This is a genomic window from Guyparkeria sp. (assembly GCF_046545975.1).
In the GTDB taxonomy this organism is placed as follows: Bacteria; Pseudomonadota; Gammaproteobacteria; order Halothiobacillales; family Halothiobacillaceae; genus Guyparkeria.
This window is the reverse complement of sequence record NZ_JBKGYT010000042.1, coordinates 1-16,073: the sequence shown is the minus strand read 5'-3', so window position 1 is coordinate 16,073 and position 16,073 is coordinate 1. Positions and strand designations below refer to the sequence as shown.

The window sequence follows — 16,073 nt, the reverse complement described above, 5'->3', positions numbered from 1 at the left end:
TGGACCGATTCACGGCGCTGGCCACTTTCACCTGCGTGGCGGATACCGGCACGATCAGCGCGGCGGCCGAGCGGCTGGGCATCGCCAAGTCGGCGGTCAGTCGGCGGCTGCGGGAACTGGAAAACCATCTCGGCGTGGAACTGGTGCATCGCACCACCCGCCACCTGGCGCTCACCCCGTCGGGCGAGGCGTTCTACCACCGAGCCGCGCGCCTGCTGGCCGACCTGGACGAGGCCGAGGAGGCGGTCACCCGCGAACACGGCGAGCTCTCCGGCGTGCTGCGCATCGCCGCACCGCTCTCCTTCGGCCTGATGCACCTGCAACCGGCGATCACCGCGTTCATGAACGCCCACCCCGGGGTGAGCTTCGATCTCGACCTCGACGACCACGAGGTCGACCTGGTCGCCGACGGTTACGACCTCGGGATCCGACTGGCCAGCCTGCCGGACTCCACCCTGATCGCCCGCAAGCTCGCGCCGATCCGCAACATCGCGGTGGCCAGCCCGGACTACCTCGCCCGTCACGGCACCCCGCGGCACCCGGCCGATCTGGCCGACCACGACTGCCTGATCTACAGCAACGTCCCGGAAACCCGCGTCTGGGGCTACACCGATGCCCAGGGACGCTGGCAGCCGGTGCAGGGGCGGCGCCGGCTGCGGGTCAACAACGGCGATTTCCTGCGCGAGGCGGCCATCCGCGGCGCGGGCATCGTGATCGAGCCGACCTTCCTCTTGCACCGCGCGGTCACCGACGGCCGGCTGGTGCCCATCCTCACCGACGTGCCCTGGCCGGAGATCGGTGCCTATGCCGTCTATCCGCAGACCCGCCATCTCTCGGCGCGGGTGCGTGCGTTCATCGACTTCCTTGTCCAGCGCTTCGCCGGAGAGCCGTACTGGGACCACGGCCTGCCGACCGGGGGCGCAAGCCAGGTGGCGACGTGAGCTCGCTCGCCGCCGCGTGCCGCACGATGCGGGGCGGGATTCGTGCAGCGAGTCCCAGCGACAGACTCGGATATCAATCGAAGTTGGACTAGGAATGATTCTCATTTGACAGAGAAAAAAACCTTGGCTATCGTGACTCCGCTTCCGATCGATGCAACACGTCAAGAACGTCAGAACACAAGCGGTCAAACCGCTCTTCTTCAAGAACCAAGAGGTCTCGATCATGTCCCGATTCATCCCGCTGGCCGCCCTGGCCCTCGCGACCGCCGGCCTGGGCCTTGCCGGCTGCAGTGACAACGCCGACCAGAACGGCGACACCGCGGCCGAGGAAGGCGAAACCACCCTCAATGTGTATTCCGCGCGCAAGGAAGACCTGATCGCGCCGCTGCTGGATCGCTTCACCGAGGAGACCGGCATCGAGGTCAAGCTGCTGACCGCCGGCGCCGGCACCCTGCTCTCCCGGCTGGAGAGCGAAGGCCGCAATACCCCGGCCGACGTGCTGATCACCGTCGATGCCGGCAACCTGCAGCGCGCCAAGGAGTCGGGCGTGTTCCAGCCGATCGACTCCGACACCCTGCGTGACAACATCCCGAGCAACCTGCGCGACGTGGATGACCAGTGGTTCGGCCTGTCGCAGCGCGCCCGCGTGATCTTCACGCACAAGGAGCGCGTCGAGGACGGCGAGATCACCAGCTACGCCGACCTGGCCGACCCGAAGTTCAAGGGCAAGGTCTGCATCCGCTCTTCGGACAACGTCTACAACCAGTCGCTGGTCGCCTCCCTGATCGCCGAGCACGGCGAGGAATGGACCGAGGAATGGGCCGAAGGCCTGGTCGACAACCTGGCGCGCAAGCCGCAGGGCGGCGATCGTGACCAGATCAGCGCCGTGCATGCCGGCGAGTGCGACATCGCCGTGGCGAACACCTACTACTACGGCGCCATGCAGAACGGCAGCGACAGCGAGCGCGAAGCGGCCAACGCCGTGCGCCTCGTCTGGCCGAACCAGGACGAGCGCGGTGCGCACGTCAACGTCTCCGGCGCCGGCATGGTCGCGGCGAGCGACAAGACCGAGGCGGTCACCGAGCTGCTCGAGTTCCTGACCACCGAGGAATCGCAGGAGTGGTACGCCCAGGTCAACAACGAGTTCCCGGTCCGCCCGGGCGTCCCCGCCTCCGAAACGCTGGAGGAGTGGGGCGACTTCAAGGCCGACGACCTCAACCTGTCGAAGCTCGGTGAGCTCAACCCGGATGCCGTGAGGCTGATGGACCGGGCCGGATGGCAGTAAGCCAGGACACGCAGCCCACCGTCCTGATCGACAAGCCGGCCGTCCCGAGAGGGGCGGGCGGCTTGTCTGCGTGGAAGGGGGCCATGATCCTGATCACCGCGCTGCTGGCCCTGCCGCTCGCGGTGATCGTCGCGTCCGTGTTCTGGCCGGACAAGTCGGCCTGGTCGCACCTGGCCGACACGGTGCTGGCCGACTACGTCATCAATTCCGCCCTGCTGGCGATTGGTGTCGGGTTCGGCACCTTCATCCTCGGCACCGGCACGGCCTGGCTGTTGTCGGTGTGCGAATTCCCGGGTCGGCGGTTCTTCGAGTGGGCGCTGCTGCTGCCACTGGCCATGCCGGCCTACATCATCGCCTACACCTATACCGGGCTGCTGGACGTGGCCGGGCCGGTGCAGTCGGGCCTGCGGGCCCTGACCGGCTGGTCGGTGGGCGACTACCCGTTCCCCGAGGTGCGCTCGCTGGGCGGGGCCATCGTGATGCTCACGCTGGTGCTCTACCCTTACGTCTACATGCTCACGCGGGCGGCCTTTCTCGAGCAGTCGGCCAGCGCGCTCAACGTGGCGCGCTCGCTGGGGCTCAACCCCTGGCAGATGTTCCGGCGGGTCGCCCTGCCGCTGGCGCGCCCGTCGATCGTCGCCGGGCTGTCGCTGGCGATCATGGAGACGCTGGCCGACTACGGCACGGTGCAGTACTTCGGCATCCCGACGCTGACCACGGGCATCTTCCGCACCTGGTTCGGCCTCGACGACACCATGGCCGCCGCGCAGCTCTCCGCGCTGCTGCTGACGTTCATCTTCACCGTGATCATCATCGAGCGACTGTCCCGTCGGCAGGCCCGCTATCACCACCACGGTCACTGGCAGGCCCGCCCGTCGTTCCGGCTGGGCCGCGGCGCGGCGACGCTGGCCATCATCGCCTGCAGCCTGCCGCTGGCGCTGGGCTTTCTCGTCCCCTCGGGACAGTTGCTGGCATGGAGCCTGGAAGTGACCCCCACGCGGGATCTGGGCGAGTTCGCGGTGCTGGTGTCGCGTTCGGTGGGGCTGGCCGGGCTGACCGCGATACTCGCCCTGCTGCTGGCGCTGTTCCTCGCCTACGGTCACCGGCTGGTGCCCGGGCGGCTGACCTTCACCATCAACCGCATCGCCGGCATGGGCTACGCCGTGCCGGGCACGGTGATCGCCGTGGGCGTGATCATCCCGTTCGCCGCCTTCGACAACACCCTCGACGGCTGGCTGCGCGAGGAGTTCGGCGTCTCCAGCGGCCTGCTGCTCTCGGGCACGCTCGCCGCGCTGGTGTTCGCCTACCTGGTGCGGTTCCTCGCCGTGAGCCTCAACACCGTCGAGGCCGGCCTCGGCCGCGTGCGCCCAAGCATGGACGACGCGGCCCGCTCGATGGGTGCCAATGCCGGGCGCACGTTGTGGCGGGTGCATATCCCGCTGATTCGTGGCAGTCTTCTCACCGCCGCCCTGCTGGTGTTCGTCGACGTGCTCAAGGAGCTGCCGGCGACCCTGGTGCTGCGGCCATTCGATTTCAACACGCTGGCGGTCAGGGCATTCGAACTGGCCTCCGACGAACGGCTGCGGGACGCGGCCCTGCCGGCACTGGCCATCGTGGCCGCCGGCCTGATCCCGGTCATCCTGGTCAGCCGTTCGATCACCCGCGCGAGAGGACATGAAGGCACAGCCAACAGCCGAGAGGTCGACAGTGAGTAGCCGGTCAGCCGCAACGGCCGCCCGTGCGGAGGCACCGGCATCGTGAGCGAGCGCCTGAGCCTGGTCGACCTGACGGTGCGCTTCGGTGACACCATCGCCGTCGAGGACGTCAGCCTGAAGCTGCCGTCCGGCGTGATCGGCTGCCTGCTGGGGCCGTCCGGCTGCGGCAAGACCTCGATCCTGCGCACGGTCGCCGGCTTCGAATCACCCAGCGCGGGCGTGGTGCGCTTGCACGGCGACACGGTGGCCGGGGCCGGCTGGGGGCACCCGCCCGAGCAGCGCCGCGTCGGCATGATCTTCCAGGACCTGGCCCTGTTCCCCCACCTGACCGTGGCGGACAACATCGGCTTCGGGCTGCCGAAGAAGCCGGTCGACGCCCGCCGCAAGCGCATTGCCGAACTGCTGGACCTCGTCGGCCTGCCCGGCATGGGCAGCCGCTACCCGCACCACCTGTCCGGCGGACAGCAGCAGCGCGTCGCCATCGCCCGGGCCCTGGCGCCGAAACCCGAGATCCTGCTGCTCGACGAGCCGTTCTCCAGCCTGGACGTGGAACTGCGCGACACCCTGCCGCGCGAACTGCGCGACATCCTGCGCGAGGCGGAAACCACCGCCCTGCTGGTCACCCACGACCAGGCCGAGGCCTTCGCCATGGCCGACATCGTCGGCGTGATGCAGGCCGGGCGCCTGCACCAGTGGGACACGGCCTACAACCTCTACCACCGCCCCGAGACCCCCTTCGTGGCCGACTTCATCGGCCAGGGCACCCGCATCGGCGGCACCATGGTGGGCCCCGGCCGCGTGAAGACCGAACTGGGGCTGCTGGAAGGGCAGGTCTCCCACGAATACCCCCCCGGCACGGAGGTCGACGTGCTGGTGCGCCCGGATGACGTGATCATCGACGCCGATGGCATCGGGGTGGCCGAAATCGAGGAGCGCGTCTTCCGCGGCGCGAACTTCCTCTACACCCTCCGTCTGCCCGGCGGCACCCGCCTGCTGAGCCTGGCCCCCAGCCACGATCACTACGCGCCGGGCGTGCGCGTCAACCTGCGCCCGGCATTCACCCACCTGGTACTGTTCCCCCGGGGCAAGGCGCATGACCATGCCGATTCGGACGACGACTGAACGACTGGCCGCGATCCTGCTGCTCGCCGCCGCCCTGCCCGTGACGGCGCAGACCCCGCTGTTCGACGCCCACCTGCACTACCAGGCCGACCAGCGCGCCGAGATCCCGCCGGAGGCGATCCTCGCCACCCTCGAGGAAAACGGCATCGAGCACGCGGTGGTCACCAGCACCCCGCCGGAGAACACCCGGGTCCTCCACGAACTGGCTCCCGAACGGATCGTCCCCTTTCTCGGCGTCTACCGGGACGCGGCCGACAAGCCGGCCTGGATGCACGACGAGACCCTGCCGGACCGCGTGGAGGCCTGGCTGGAGGAGGGAGACTGGCGCGGCATCGGGGAGCTGCACATCTTCGCTTCCGACCGGGACAGCCCCGTGCTCGAGCGGCTGGTCGAGATCGCCGCCGAGCGGCATCTCGTACTGATGATCCACGGCGACCTGGCCGTGATCGACCGGATCTTCGCCATCGAACCCGACTCGCAGGTGCTCTGGGCCCACCTCGGTGACCAGCCCGATCCCACGGTGCTGCGCGCCGCCCTGGCCCGGCACCCGCACGGGCTGTTCATCGATACCTCGGTCCGGGACGAGCGCTTCCTCGATGCCGACGGCGACCTCCTCCCGGAGTGGCGGGCGCTGTTCGTCGACCACCCCAATCGCTTCGTCGTCGGCGTGGACACCTACAGCCTCAAGCGGTGGCAGCGGTTCGACGACGCCGCGCGCACCATCCGGCAGTGGCTCGACCAGCTGCCGCCGTCGGTGGCCCGGCGGATCGCCCGGGAAAACGCCCGCGAACTGCTGCTCGACCCGCTGGCGCTGGAGGCCCCGGAGGCGTCGGGGCAACTGGACTTCGAACGCTGATTGGACCATTCTTTCGGGCCGGGCCGGCATGCCACAGCCAGCATCCAACCTGTCGGCAGCACGACCCGGCCGACCGGTGATCCCGAAGCAACCCGAGTGCAGACAATCGGCCACCCCATGAAGGCGCGCGACGAACAACCCCAGCACCCGACGCGCCGAGGCTCGGCTTCACCGCTGACGATCACCCTGCTGTACGTCCTCTACGCCGGCCTGTGGATCCTGTTCTCGGACTGGCTGCTGGAAGCGCTGATCGAGCCCGACCAGCTGGCACGCTTCGGCCTGCTCAAGGGACTGGCGTTCGTCGGGGTCACCGGCCTGCTTCTCTACCTGATGCTGCGCTGGCTGCTGCCCGGTGCCACCCCCCGGTCGACCGTGGCCCGGCCGTCCCGCCGACGCCCCCGGATTTCTGTTCACCTGGCGGTGTTTCTCGCCAACGTGGCCGTGGTGGGCACCATCGTCGCCGGGGTGTACCTCAACCGCGCGCCGGCGATCATCGACAGCAACAAGACCCAGCTGGCCGCCATCGCCTCGCTCAAGGCGGACCAGCTGTCCATCTGGCTCGATGAACGCATCGGCGACGGGCGGGTACTGCAGAAGTCGAACGACTTCATCCGCGAGGTCGAGCGGGTCGTTTCCGGAGACGAGGATCGGGCGGCTGCGGCCCGCGAGGAACTGGTCAACCTGTTCTCCGCCATGACCGAGGCCTACCGCTACGAGGGCCTGGCCCTGTTCGCCCCCGACGGGACGCCGTTGCTCAACCGCGGCATCGAGACTATCCCCGCCACGCTGCAAGCCCGCCTGGAGCGCAGCGACGGGGACATCGTTCGCCTGCCCCTGGAAGTCGACAGCCATGACCACCCGCACATGGACTGGCTGGTACCGATACCGCTGACCACCCCGCAGGATGGACGGCAGCATGCCTGGGTGCTGATGCGCTCGAACCCGGAACGCACGATCCTGCCGCTGGTGCACCGGTCGGTCAGCGGCCATCTCACCGCCCGCACGTTCCTGGCCAAGGCCGAGGACGAGCACGTCCTGCTCCTCACGCCCGGGGAGACCGACGAACCGGGCACCGCGTGGCCGAGGCGGCCCTGGGACGAGAGCGTGTTCGACCCGTCGGACTTCGCTGCCGGCGCCGAGACGCGGCGATTCGAGGGCGTGGACGAGACCGGCGCGGCGGTCATCGGTGCCGCCCGGCCGGTCCCCGGCACGAACTGGCGGATCGCCTCGATCATCGAACGCGACGAGGCCCTCGCCCCGTTGCGCCAGGCCCTGACGCTGCTGGCCCTGGTCGCCTTCTTCCTGCTGACGGTCATGGCGATGGCCCTGCTGCTGCTCTGGCGGCGCACCCGCGAGAGCGAGTCGCTCCAGCTGCTCGCCCGTACCGCGGAACAGGATCGCCTGTTGCGGATCTTCTACGACATGCCGTTCGTCGGCATGGCCGTCACCTCGCCGAACAGCGGGCGCATCCTGCAGGCCAACCCGCGCATGGCGGAAATGCTCGGCCACTCCGGCAGGACACTCACCGGCAAGCGCTGGTCCGAGCTGCTGCAGCATGCCGAGGGCCCCGACGAGGCGGCGGCGCGGCAGGAACTGGTCGCCGGACAGCGGGAACAGTACCGGCATGAATACACCCTCGTCCGTCCGGACGGCGAGCAGGCCTGGATCCAGTTCGACGTCCGCGTCACCCGTACCGAGAGCGGCGAGGCGGAATACCTGGTCGCCACCGCCGAGGACGTCACCGAACGCCGGCAGGCCCACCTGGCACTGCAACGCCAGAAGGACCTCTACGACTTCCTCTCCCAGACCAACCAGGCCATCACCCGCTGCCGGACGGCCGACGAGCTGTTCGCCACCGTCTGCCAGGTGGCCGTCGAACACGGCCACCTGGCATTCGCCTGGGTCGGGCGGATCGACCCGGACACCGGCGCGGTCGTGCCGGTGGCGCGCTTCGGCGACACGACCGGCTACATCGACAAGATCGAGGTCAGCGTCAATCCGGACGAGCCGGCCGGCACCGGCCCGGTTGGGCGGGCGGTGCGCAACCGCCGGCTGGAGGTGGTCAATCACTTCCAGACCGAGGACGACACCTCCGTCTGGCACGAACCGGCCCACGCGGCCGGCGTGGATGCCGTGGCCGCGTTCCCGATCTACCGGGGAGGCGAGGTGGTCGCCGCGATGGCCCTCTACGCCGAGTCCACGGGCTTCTTCGACGAGGCGATCCGCACCACGGTCGACGACCTGGCCACGGACCTGTCCTTCGCGCTGGACCACTTCGACCGCCTCAAGGACCTGGAACAGGCCCGCGAGGCCGTCCGCGCCAGCCCGGCGGTGCTGTTCCGCTGGCTGCCCGAGCCCGGCTGGCCGGCCGACTACGTCTCGGACAACATCGAGCAGTGGGGCTATGCCGTCGAGCAGTGGGATACGCGCGAGATCCGCTTCGCCGACATCATCCATCCCGACGATCTGCCGGTCGTCGAACGCGAGGTCGCGGACCACGTGGCCCGCGGATCCGAGCAGTATCGCCAGGAGTACCGCCTGCGCATGGCCGACGGCGAGCACCGCTGGTTCGAGGATGTCACGCGGGTGCATTTCGACGAGCAGGGTCAGCCCTTGTGGTTCGACGGCGTGGTAACCGACGTCCACGACCGCCACGAGATCGAGGAGCACGAGCGCCTGATGGCCAAGGTGATCGAGAACACCCACGAGGGCGTACTGATCACCGACCGGGACCAGACCATCGTCGAGGTCAACCCGGCCTTCACCGAACTGACGGGGTACTCGGCCGACGAGGTGATCGGGCGTACCCCGCGAATGCTCGAGTCGGGCCAGCACGATCGCGCCTTCTACCAGGAGATGTGGGCGTCGCTGCAGTCGCACGGGCACTGGCAGGGCGAGATCTGGAACCGGCGCAAGAACGGCGAGATCTACCCCGAGATCCTGAGCATCAGCGCGATGACGGACCGGGACGGCTCGATCAGTCACTACGTCGGGCTGTTCGTCGACATCACGCGGCAGAAGGAGGACGAATCCAAGCTCGACTTCCTCGCCCACCACGACCCGCTCACCGGGCTGCCCAACCGGCTGTTGCTGGTCGCCCGTCTCGAGCAGATGATCGAGGTCGGACGGCGTCGGGGCGAGAACGTCGCCCTGCTGATGATCGATCTCGACCGGTTCAAGGACGTCAACGACAGCCTGGGACACGTGGCCGGGGACCAGCTGCTGGTCAAGGTGAGCGAGCGACTCAAGGCGCGCTTCGCCGAGGCCGACACCATCGCGCGCCTCGGCGGCGACGAGTTCGCCATGGCCCTGTCCAGCATCGAGAGTGCCGAGCAGGCCGGGGAGATCGCCGGCAGGGTCATCGCCGCGCTGGGCGAGCCCTGGGAGCTGGCCGGCGGCCAGCACGTCCGGGTACTGGCCTCCATCGGCATCACGCTGTTCCCCGACAGCGCGGAGACGCCCATCGACCTGCTGCAGCAGGCCGACACGGCCCTCTACCGGGCCAAGGACGAGGGCCGCGGCACCTTCCGCTTCTTCTCCGACGAGATGACGGACGCCGCCCACGACCGCGTTGCGCTGGAACTGGAGTTGCGCCGGGCGATCGACAATGACGAACTCCGGCTGGTGTTCCAGCCGCAGATCCGGGTGGCCGACGGGCAACTGCACGGTGCCGAGGTGCTGGTCCGCTGGCAGCACCCGACCCGGGGGCTCGTCGGTCCGGAGCGCTTCATCCCCGTCGCCGAGACCACCGGCCTGATCTGGCCGCTGGGGGGATGGGTGTTGCGCGAGACCTGCCGGATCGGACGCGAATGGCTGGACGAGGGCCGGGACTTCGGCCGGCTGGCCGTCAACCTCTCCCCGCACCAGCTGCGCCACGGCCAGGTCGACCGGCTGGTCGCCGAGGCACTCGAGGAGAGTGGACTGCCCCCGGATCACCTCGAACTGGAGCTGACCGAGAGCGCCATCGTCCGACGCGAGGCGGAGGCACGCCGCCTGATCGACCGGCTGCGTAGCATGGGGGTCCACGTGGCCCTGGACGACTTCGGCACCGGCTACTCGTCACTCGGGCAGTTGCGGCAGTTCGCGCTGGACGTGCTCAAGATCGACAAGCGTTTCGTCGACCTGATCGAGGAAGCCGACGACCGTGGGCAGATCGCCCGCGTGATCCTCGATCTGGGCCATGCCCTCGGGCTCGAGGTGATCGCGGAAGGCGTGCAGAACGACGGCCAGCTGGCATTTCTCGCCGACCACGGCTGCGACGTCTACCAGGGGCACCTGGAAAGCCGACCGCTCACGGCGGAGGCCTTCGCCGCGCGGTACCTCGGCCGTTGAGCACCGAGTGATTCAGAACATCGTGACGGGGTGGTAGCCCTGCGACTGCCAGCCGATCATCGCCACGAATCCGTCACCGGTCAGTTCCAGTCCCTCGAACAGCGTGTCGTTGTCCACGCCGAAGACCTCGGCGGCGACGGCACAGACGTTTTGGGGAAGGTCCGCGCGAATCCGATACCGCTCTGGCCTGGCGAGTCGTTCGTGATCAAGGCGCGCAGAGCGGCATGGCATTCGTGCAGAGGTTCCTTGATGACTAGTCGGCCCACTCCCGCGTTCATGGCGCGGACTCGGACAACGTCACGGTGGTGGCCCCATCGGGCCGCCGGATGTCGAAGACGGCCTCGATGTACTCGGCGTCCTCGTTCTCGGGCGTCGGGTCGTTGGCGCAGGCGCAGCCGGCGACGATGCTGGAAAAGAACAGGCCGGCGTGCACGCGAACGCGTTCCTCGTCCGGCTCGACGCGGATCACCATCGCGGACAGGTCGTCGCCCAGGGCGACGCTGCCGCGGCTCATTCCCTGCTGCAGGGGAATCTCGTCGAGGTCGACGCTCGCGATTTCCTCCTTGAAGGTGTCCGCGAGCCGCTCCGGGCTCGCGGATGCGGTACGGGGCATGTAGAGCATGGGAGCACCTCCGCGCTGATCCGGGGTTCGTCCCGGGAGAATAGCCCAGCGGTCTCGCGCCGTGGGCCCGGAGCGATCCCAACGAGAACAGCCCGCCGTTCGGCGGGCTGTCGCGGGGCGGTGTGACGGGCCTTTCGCCGCCCCGTCAGTCGTCGCGGCGGAAGTCGTCGTGGCAGGCCTTGCAGCTCGCACCGACATCCTTCACCGCGGCGGCCAGCTGGCGCTTGTCGCCGCTCTCGGACGCCCGTGCCAGCGCAACCGAGGTCTCCTCGAATTCCGCCACGGCGTCGGCAAAGGCATCCGGCTCGTCCCAGATATCCATCAGGGCGTCGGTCTCATCGGGCGTCGCGTCCGTCCCCTCGGGGAAGAGATCGCCGACCAGGGTGCTCATCATCTGCACCACGGCCGCGTTCTTCTCCACCGTCGCCTGGTCGTAGTCGATCTCGCCCTTGAGCATGTCGGCGATGGGACCGAAATTGTTCTTGGTCACCTGGAACACCGCCTGCCGGTACTCGATGACGTCGGCCGGATCGGCCGCCCGGGCCGCCGCCTGGGTCGTGGCGACGGTGGCGGCGACAAGGGCGATCGGAAGCATGATCTTGCCGGGCATACTGGAAACCTCCATTTCACTGTACGGGTCGAATGGCGGCCGGATCGGTTCGATAGGCCACTAACGATCACCGAGTCTAGACCAGGACTGCCGGCCGTTCATCCGCGCCCGGTCACAGGAACCCGGCGATCAGGGCCAGCATCACGATCGCCCCGAAAACGTTGTTGCGCCGGAAGGCCAGCACGCAGGGCGAGAGCTTGCGCGAACGCGCCGTGCGCACGATCCAGACGGCGCTGACCGCCGCGATCGCCAGGCCGATGAAGTAGGCAGGATTCAGGTCGACCGCGAGGCCGACGGCCGCCAGGAAGGCCAGCGTCCAGCCGTAGGACAGGGAAACGGCGACGAGATCGTACCGACCGAAGAGGATGGCCGAGGACTTGACGCCGATCTTCAGGTCGTCCGGCCGGTCGGCCATGGCGTAGAGGGTATCGTAGGCCAGCGTCCAGCCGATGTTGGCCAGCAGGAGCAGCCAGGCGACCGGGGGCACGGCCTCGAGATGGGCGGCGAAGGCCATCGGGATGGCCCAGCCGAAGGCCAGCCCCAGGTGCACCTGGGGCAGGTGATGGAATCGCTTGCCGAAGGGATAGGTCGCCGCGAGGATCACGGCCACCACCGACAGCGCGATGGTCATGGCGTTGAGCTGCAGCACCAGCAGGAAGGACACGCCCACCAGCGCGGCGAACACGCCGAGGGCCTCGCGCGCACTGATCCGCCCCGTGGCCAGCGGTCGATTGCAGGTGCGGGTGACGTGCCCGTCGACGTGCCGGTCGGCATAGTCGTTGATGGCGCAGCCGGCCGAGCGCATGGCGATCACCCCCAGCGTGAAGATCAGGAAGATCCACGGGTCAGGTTGTCCCTCGCCTGCCACCCACAGGGCCCAGTAGGTGGGCCAGAGGAGCAGGAAGATGCCCACCGGCCGGTCCAGCCGGGTCAGGGCGAGGTAGGCGCGGGTTTTCTCGGCAATCACGGACAAGACGCTACTTCCTGAAAGGTCGGCGATCGGAAATCAGACGGAAGATATCAGAACGGGGGCCCGGCCACCGACCACTGCCGTCTGACTACTGACGTGCCCCGTTACGATAGAATGCGCGGCACGAACCGCACGACCGAATCCGAGGGAGACCCCAAGATGATACGCAATTTCCAGAAACAGCTCCCCGACGTGGCCGAAGACAGCTGGATCGATCCCACGGCCGTCATCATCGGTGACGTGGTGCTCGAGGAAGGCGTGTCGGTCTGGCCCTGTGCCGTGCTGCGCGGCGACGTCCAGCAGATCCGCGTCGGGCGACTGACCAACCTGCAGGACGGCGTGATCGTGCACGTCAACCAGCCCTCGGCGAAGCACCCCCAGGGCATGCCCTGCCGAATCGGCGAGGAGGTCACCGTGGGCCACCGCGCCATCCTGCACGCCTGCACCATCGGCAATCGCGTCCTGGTGGGCATGGGGTCGATCGTGATGGACGACGTGGTCGTCGAGGACGAGGTCGTGATCGGGGCCGGCAGCGTCGTCTCGCCCGGCAAGGTGCTCGAAAGCGGCAATCTCTACCTGGGCACGCCGGCTCGCAAGGTCCGCCCCCTCACCGACGAGGAGCGCGACCACCTGGCCGAATCGGCCCGCTTCTACCGGGAACTGGCCCAGGATCATCACGCCGGCAGTTGAGCAAGCCCCTCGCCGGCCGCCGCGATCTACTCGATCTCGCCCTCGCCGGCCTCCGGCAACGGGCGAAGCCCCAGGATGATGTCGTTGACGTTCTGGCGGAGCATGCCGATATAGGTGCCCGTCGGCAGGTTCGGCTCGCCCAGCCACAGGCCGGCCAGTGTCGGCGCCAGCCCGACCGATTCGGGCACGTCGTCGCCGCGATGCGCGTCGAGCCATGCCTCGATCGCGCCGTCCCCCGCACCCTCGACCCGGAACACGTTATCGATCTCGTGGCGCTCGATCAGCTCGACGGCCTTTTCACTGTCCTCGTCACGCGTGACGTCGAGCAGCTCGAAGTGGTAGTCCTTGGCGAAGTAGGCGAAGACGTCGTTGTCGGTGACCAGCAGGCGCTCGCTGCGCGGCAGCTCCTCCATCAGCCCCTCGGTCTCGCGCATCAGCGACTGCAGCTCGATGTTGATGCGCAGGCGGTTGCCCTCGATCTCACCGGCCACGGGCTCCAGCTTTTTCTTCAGCGCCACGGTGAGATGGTCGACGGCATACTGCACCAGCGAGGGGGAATGATAGGTGTGCGGGTTGGCCTCGTCACCGTCACGGATCAGCCGGAAGTCGGGAATGCCCTCGGTCAGAACGATCCGTTCGTCATCGTCCCGCGCCTCGGCCACCTCGATGAACGACGGCATCAGCCCCAGCCCCTGGTAGACGACCAGGTCGGCCTCGGCGATTGCCTCCCGGTCCGCCTCGTCGAGTTCGTGGTCGATCGGCGACTCGCCGCGCTCGACAATCGGCTCGACCTCGACGAAGGAGCCGGCGATGTTTTCCACCAGCGCCGCGTTGATGGTGGTGTCCGTCACGACCGTCAGCGTCTCGACATCCCGGTCACCGCCGTAGCGCAGCACCTCGTCCTGCGCCTGCGCGGAGGGAACCATGAGAAGGACCGCCGCCGACAAGGTCGCGCCGCGGGTAAGCCACCGAAAAAATCTCTGCACAATCGGCCTCGCCTGCCTTGAAAATTGATTGCGGATGGTAGAAAGACGCACTCGCCGGTGCAAGCACCATCCCCGTGCGACATGCTAACGTTACGACAATACCCTTAACCAACCGCCGGGTCGCTCAGGGCCGGTCCGGACCGGCATTCGATCACCTTCCGGATCCGCTCGAAGCGCTCCCGGGTCCGTCCCCGACATCGGTCGCCCGATCCGGGAGCGTTGTCCAAACCACCGCGGTAACACCCATGGCGAGCACTGCATACGAGGACTACCTCAAGGCCATTTTCAAGCTGGCCGAGCAATCGCCGGAGCCATCCGTCTCCCCTTCGGCGATCGCCGACCGCCTGGGCATCGCGCGTGCCTCGGTGACCGCCATGCTCAAGCGGCTGCATGCCGACGGGCTGATCCACTACGCCCGCTACCAGGGAGCGACGCTCACCGATGCCGGCTGGGCGATCGCCGTCGACATGATCCGTCGCCACCGGGTGATCGAGACCTTTCTCGTCCAGGACCTCGGGGTGCCCCTGGCCGAGGTCGATGCCGAGGCGGAAATCCTCGAGCACGCATTCTCCAGCCGCCTGATCGATCGCCTGTGGGACCACCTCGGCCGCCCGGAGTTCGACCCCCACGGCGCACCGATCCCGCAACCGGAGCAGGCCCCGGTGGAGCGACGACAGATGGTGGCGCTGAACGACCTGGCCATCGACGAGGGGGCCACGGTGGTCCGTCTGGCCGCCGAGAATGCCGCCGACCTGCGCGCGCTCACCCAGGCCGGCGTGCTGCCCGGCCAGTTCGTCCGTCGCCGGGCCGGCCATCCCGGGTCGGCCGACGTGGTCGTCACGATCGGCCGACACGACCGCCCGCTGGCCACCGATCTGGCCGAGCGGGTCTGGACGATCCGCTCGGCCGCCGAGTGACCCGGCGCCCCTACTCGAGGTAACGCTGGCGTGCCTGCAGGAACGTGAACTCCGATCCTTCCGTCCAGCCGGCGACGTCACGACGATAGTCGGTCATCGACTCGAACACCCGCTTGGCGAACTCGTCCTCCTCGGTGATCTCGGCAAGCACCTCGTTGGACTGCTCGAACAGCGCCTCCATGATCTCCTCGGAGAAGTAGCGCAGCTCGACGCCGTGCTCCTCGGTCAGCGTCTTGAGCGCCCGGTTGTTGCGAGCACTGAACTCGGCGAGCATCTCGCCGGCGGCCATCCGGATCGCTCCCTCGACGATCTGCTGCAGGTCCTCGGGCAGGGCCTCGTAGGCCTCCCGGTTGATCAGCGCCTCCATGGTCGCCGACGGCTCCTGCCAGCCCGGAGCATAGTAGTACTTCGCGGCGCGATGGAAGCCGAAGGCCAGATCGTTGAACGGCCCCACCCACTCGGCCGCGTCGATGGTGCCGTCGTCCAGTGCCTGGAACAGCTCGCCACCCGGGGTATTGACCACCGAGACGCCCAGCTTGCGCAGCACCTCGCCGCCGATGCCCGGCAGGCGCATCTTCAGCCCCTTGAAGTCGTCGAGCGACTCGATCGGCTTTCGGAACCAGCCGCCCATCTGCGGGCCGGTGTTGCCGGCCGGGCGGGGGATGATGCCGTGCGGCGCGTAGAGCTCCTCCCAGAGCTCGATGCCGTCGCCGTAATGGAGCCAGCCGTTCATCTCGTTGGCGGTCAGGCCGAAGGGCATGGCGGCGAAGAAGGCCGCCGCCGGCATCTTGCCCTGCCAGTAGTAGGCCGCGCCGTGGCCCATCTCGGCGGTGCCCGACTTGACCGCGTCGAACACCTCCAGCGCCGGCACCACCTCGCCGGCGCCGAAGACGTTGACCACCAGTCGGCCGCCGGACATCTCGTTGATGTACTGGGCGATGTTGTTCGCACCGGTGCCCAGGCCGGGGAAGTTCTTCGGCCAGGTGGTCACCATCTTCCAGCGGATGGGATCGTCCGGGGTCGGGCC

At 68.4% G+C, this 16,073-nt stretch carries 13 protein-coding genes; 8 read left to right on the top strand and 5 right to left on the bottom strand.

The features are described from left to right. The 6 genes from ACLFMY_RS05605 to ACLFMY_RS05580 all read left to right on the top strand — a co-directional run. Positions 1–941, top strand: a 941-nt coding sequence (locus ACLFMY_RS05605) for a LysR family transcriptional regulator (RefSeq protein WP_410763599.1), incomplete at its 5' end; no start/stop codon positions are given. A 223-nt stretch (positions 942–1,164) separates the two neighbouring features. Then, positions 1,165–2,226, top strand: coding sequence for a Fe(3+) ABC transporter substrate-binding protein (locus tag ACLFMY_RS05600; RefSeq protein ID WP_410763598.1), 1,062 nt, complete (start codon positions 1,165–1,167; stop codon positions 2,224–2,226). Continuing rightward, positions 2,217–3,941: an ABC transporter permease gene (locus ACLFMY_RS05595; protein ID WP_410763597.1), complete on the top strand. Its 1,725-nt coding sequence runs from the start codon at positions 2,217–2,219 to the stop codon at positions 3,939–3,941. Before ACLFMY_RS05600 ends, ACLFMY_RS05595 begins: the two co-directional genes overlap by 10 nt. 42 nt (positions 3,942–3,983) lie before the next feature. After that, positions 3,984–5,063 (top strand): ABC transporter ATP-binding protein, encoded by a 1,080-nt coding sequence (locus ACLFMY_RS05590; RefSeq protein WP_410763596.1) that lies wholly within the window; start codon positions 3,984–3,986, stop codon positions 5,061–5,063. Beyond that, the gene (locus ACLFMY_RS05585; protein ID WP_410763595.1) at positions 5,035–5,919 is read left to right on the top strand and encodes an amidohydrolase family protein; all 885 of its coding nucleotides are present in this window, start codon (positions 5,035–5,037) and stop codon (positions 5,917–5,919) included. Before ACLFMY_RS05590 ends, ACLFMY_RS05585 begins: the two co-directional genes overlap by 29 nt. 96 nt (positions 5,920–6,015) lie before the next feature. Next, positions 6,016–10,251 (top strand): EAL domain-containing protein, encoded by a 4,236-nt coding sequence (locus ACLFMY_RS05580; RefSeq protein ID WP_410763594.1) that lies wholly within the window; start codon positions 6,016–6,018, stop codon positions 10,249–10,251. 274 nt (positions 10,252–10,525) lie between these two features. On the opposite strand, the gene ACLFMY_RS05575 is transcribed toward ACLFMY_RS05580, so the two are convergent. The 3 genes from ACLFMY_RS05575 to ubiA all read right to left on the bottom strand — a co-directional run bounded on the left by ACLFMY_RS05575 (position 10,526) and on the right by ubiA (position 12,456). Continuing rightward, positions 10,526–10,873, bottom strand: a complete 348-nt coding sequence (locus tag ACLFMY_RS05575; RefSeq protein ID WP_410763593.1) for a hypothetical protein — start codon at positions 10,871–10,873, stop codon at positions 10,526–10,528. A gap of 145 nt (positions 10,874–11,018) precedes the next feature. Beyond that, positions 11,019–11,483, bottom strand: a complete 465-nt coding sequence (locus ACLFMY_RS05570) for a c-type cytochrome (RefSeq protein ID WP_410763592.1) — start codon at positions 11,481–11,483, stop codon at positions 11,019–11,021. Positions 11,484–11,595: 112 nt separating this feature from the next. Beyond that, on the bottom strand, positions 11,596–12,456 hold the full coding sequence (gene ubiA, locus ACLFMY_RS05565) for a 4-hydroxybenzoate octaprenyltransferase (RefSeq protein WP_410763591.1): 861 nt from the start codon (positions 12,454–12,456) through the stop codon (positions 11,596–11,598). Positions 12,457–12,612: 156 nt separating this feature from the next. Here ubiA and ACLFMY_RS05560 point away from each other — a divergent pair, with 156 nt between their 5' ends. Further along, positions 12,613–13,143, top strand: a complete 531-nt coding sequence (locus tag ACLFMY_RS05560) for a gamma carbonic anhydrase family protein (protein WP_410763590.1) — start codon at positions 12,613–12,615, stop codon at positions 13,141–13,143. Between the two features lie 26 nt (positions 13,144–13,169). Here ACLFMY_RS05560 and ACLFMY_RS05555 read toward each other — a convergent pair whose 3' ends face one another. Continuing rightward, positions 13,170–14,069, bottom strand: coding sequence for a metal ABC transporter substrate-binding protein (locus ACLFMY_RS05555; protein ID WP_410763589.1), 900 nt, complete (start codon positions 14,067–14,069; stop codon positions 13,170–13,172). Between the two features lie 305 nt (positions 14,070–14,374). Between ACLFMY_RS05555 and ACLFMY_RS05550 the strand changes: the two genes are divergently transcribed. Next, positions 14,375–15,046: a metal-dependent transcriptional regulator gene (locus ACLFMY_RS05550; RefSeq protein ID WP_410763588.1), complete on the top strand. Its 672-nt coding sequence runs from the start codon at positions 14,375–14,377 to the stop codon at positions 15,044–15,046. Between the two features lie 10 nt (positions 15,047–15,056). Here ACLFMY_RS05550 and ACLFMY_RS05545 read toward each other — a convergent pair. Then, a partial coding sequence (locus ACLFMY_RS05545) for a TRAP transporter substrate-binding protein (protein WP_410763587.1) occupies positions 15,057–16,073 on the bottom strand: 1,017 nt, incomplete at its 5' end.

Excerpts from the sequence above, each read along its gene's own strand:
- ACLFMY_RS05600 (WP_410763598.1), top strand. The coding sequence starts at position 1,165 with ATGTCCCGATTCATCCCGCTGGCCGCCCTGGCCCTCGCGACCGCCGGC.
- ACLFMY_RS05595 (WP_410763597.1), top strand. The coding sequence starts at position 2,217 with ATGGCAGTAAGCCAGGACACGCAGCCCACCGTCCTGATCGACAAGCCG.
- ACLFMY_RS05585 (WP_410763595.1), top strand. The coding sequence starts at position 5,035 with ATGACCATGCCGATTCGGACGACGACTGAACGACTGGCCGCGATCCTG.
- ACLFMY_RS05575 (WP_410763593.1), bottom strand. The coding sequence starts at position 10,873 with ATGCTCTACATGCCCCGTACCGCATCCGCGAGCCCGGAGCGGCTCGCG.
- ACLFMY_RS05570 (WP_410763592.1), bottom strand. The coding sequence starts at position 11,483 with ATGCCCGGCAAGATCATGCTTCCGATCGCCCTTGTCGCCGCCACCGTC.
- ACLFMY_RS05560 (WP_410763590.1), top strand. The coding sequence starts at position 12,613 with ATGATACGCAATTTCCAGAAACAGCTCCCCGACGTGGCCGAAGACAGC.
- ACLFMY_RS05555 (WP_410763589.1), bottom strand. The coding sequence starts at position 14,069 with ATGGTTCCCTCCGCGCAGGCGCAGGACGAGGTGCTGCGCTACGGCGGT.
- ACLFMY_RS05550 (WP_410763588.1), top strand. The coding sequence starts at position 14,375 with ATGGCGAGCACTGCATACGAGGACTACCTCAAGGCCATTTTCAAGCTG.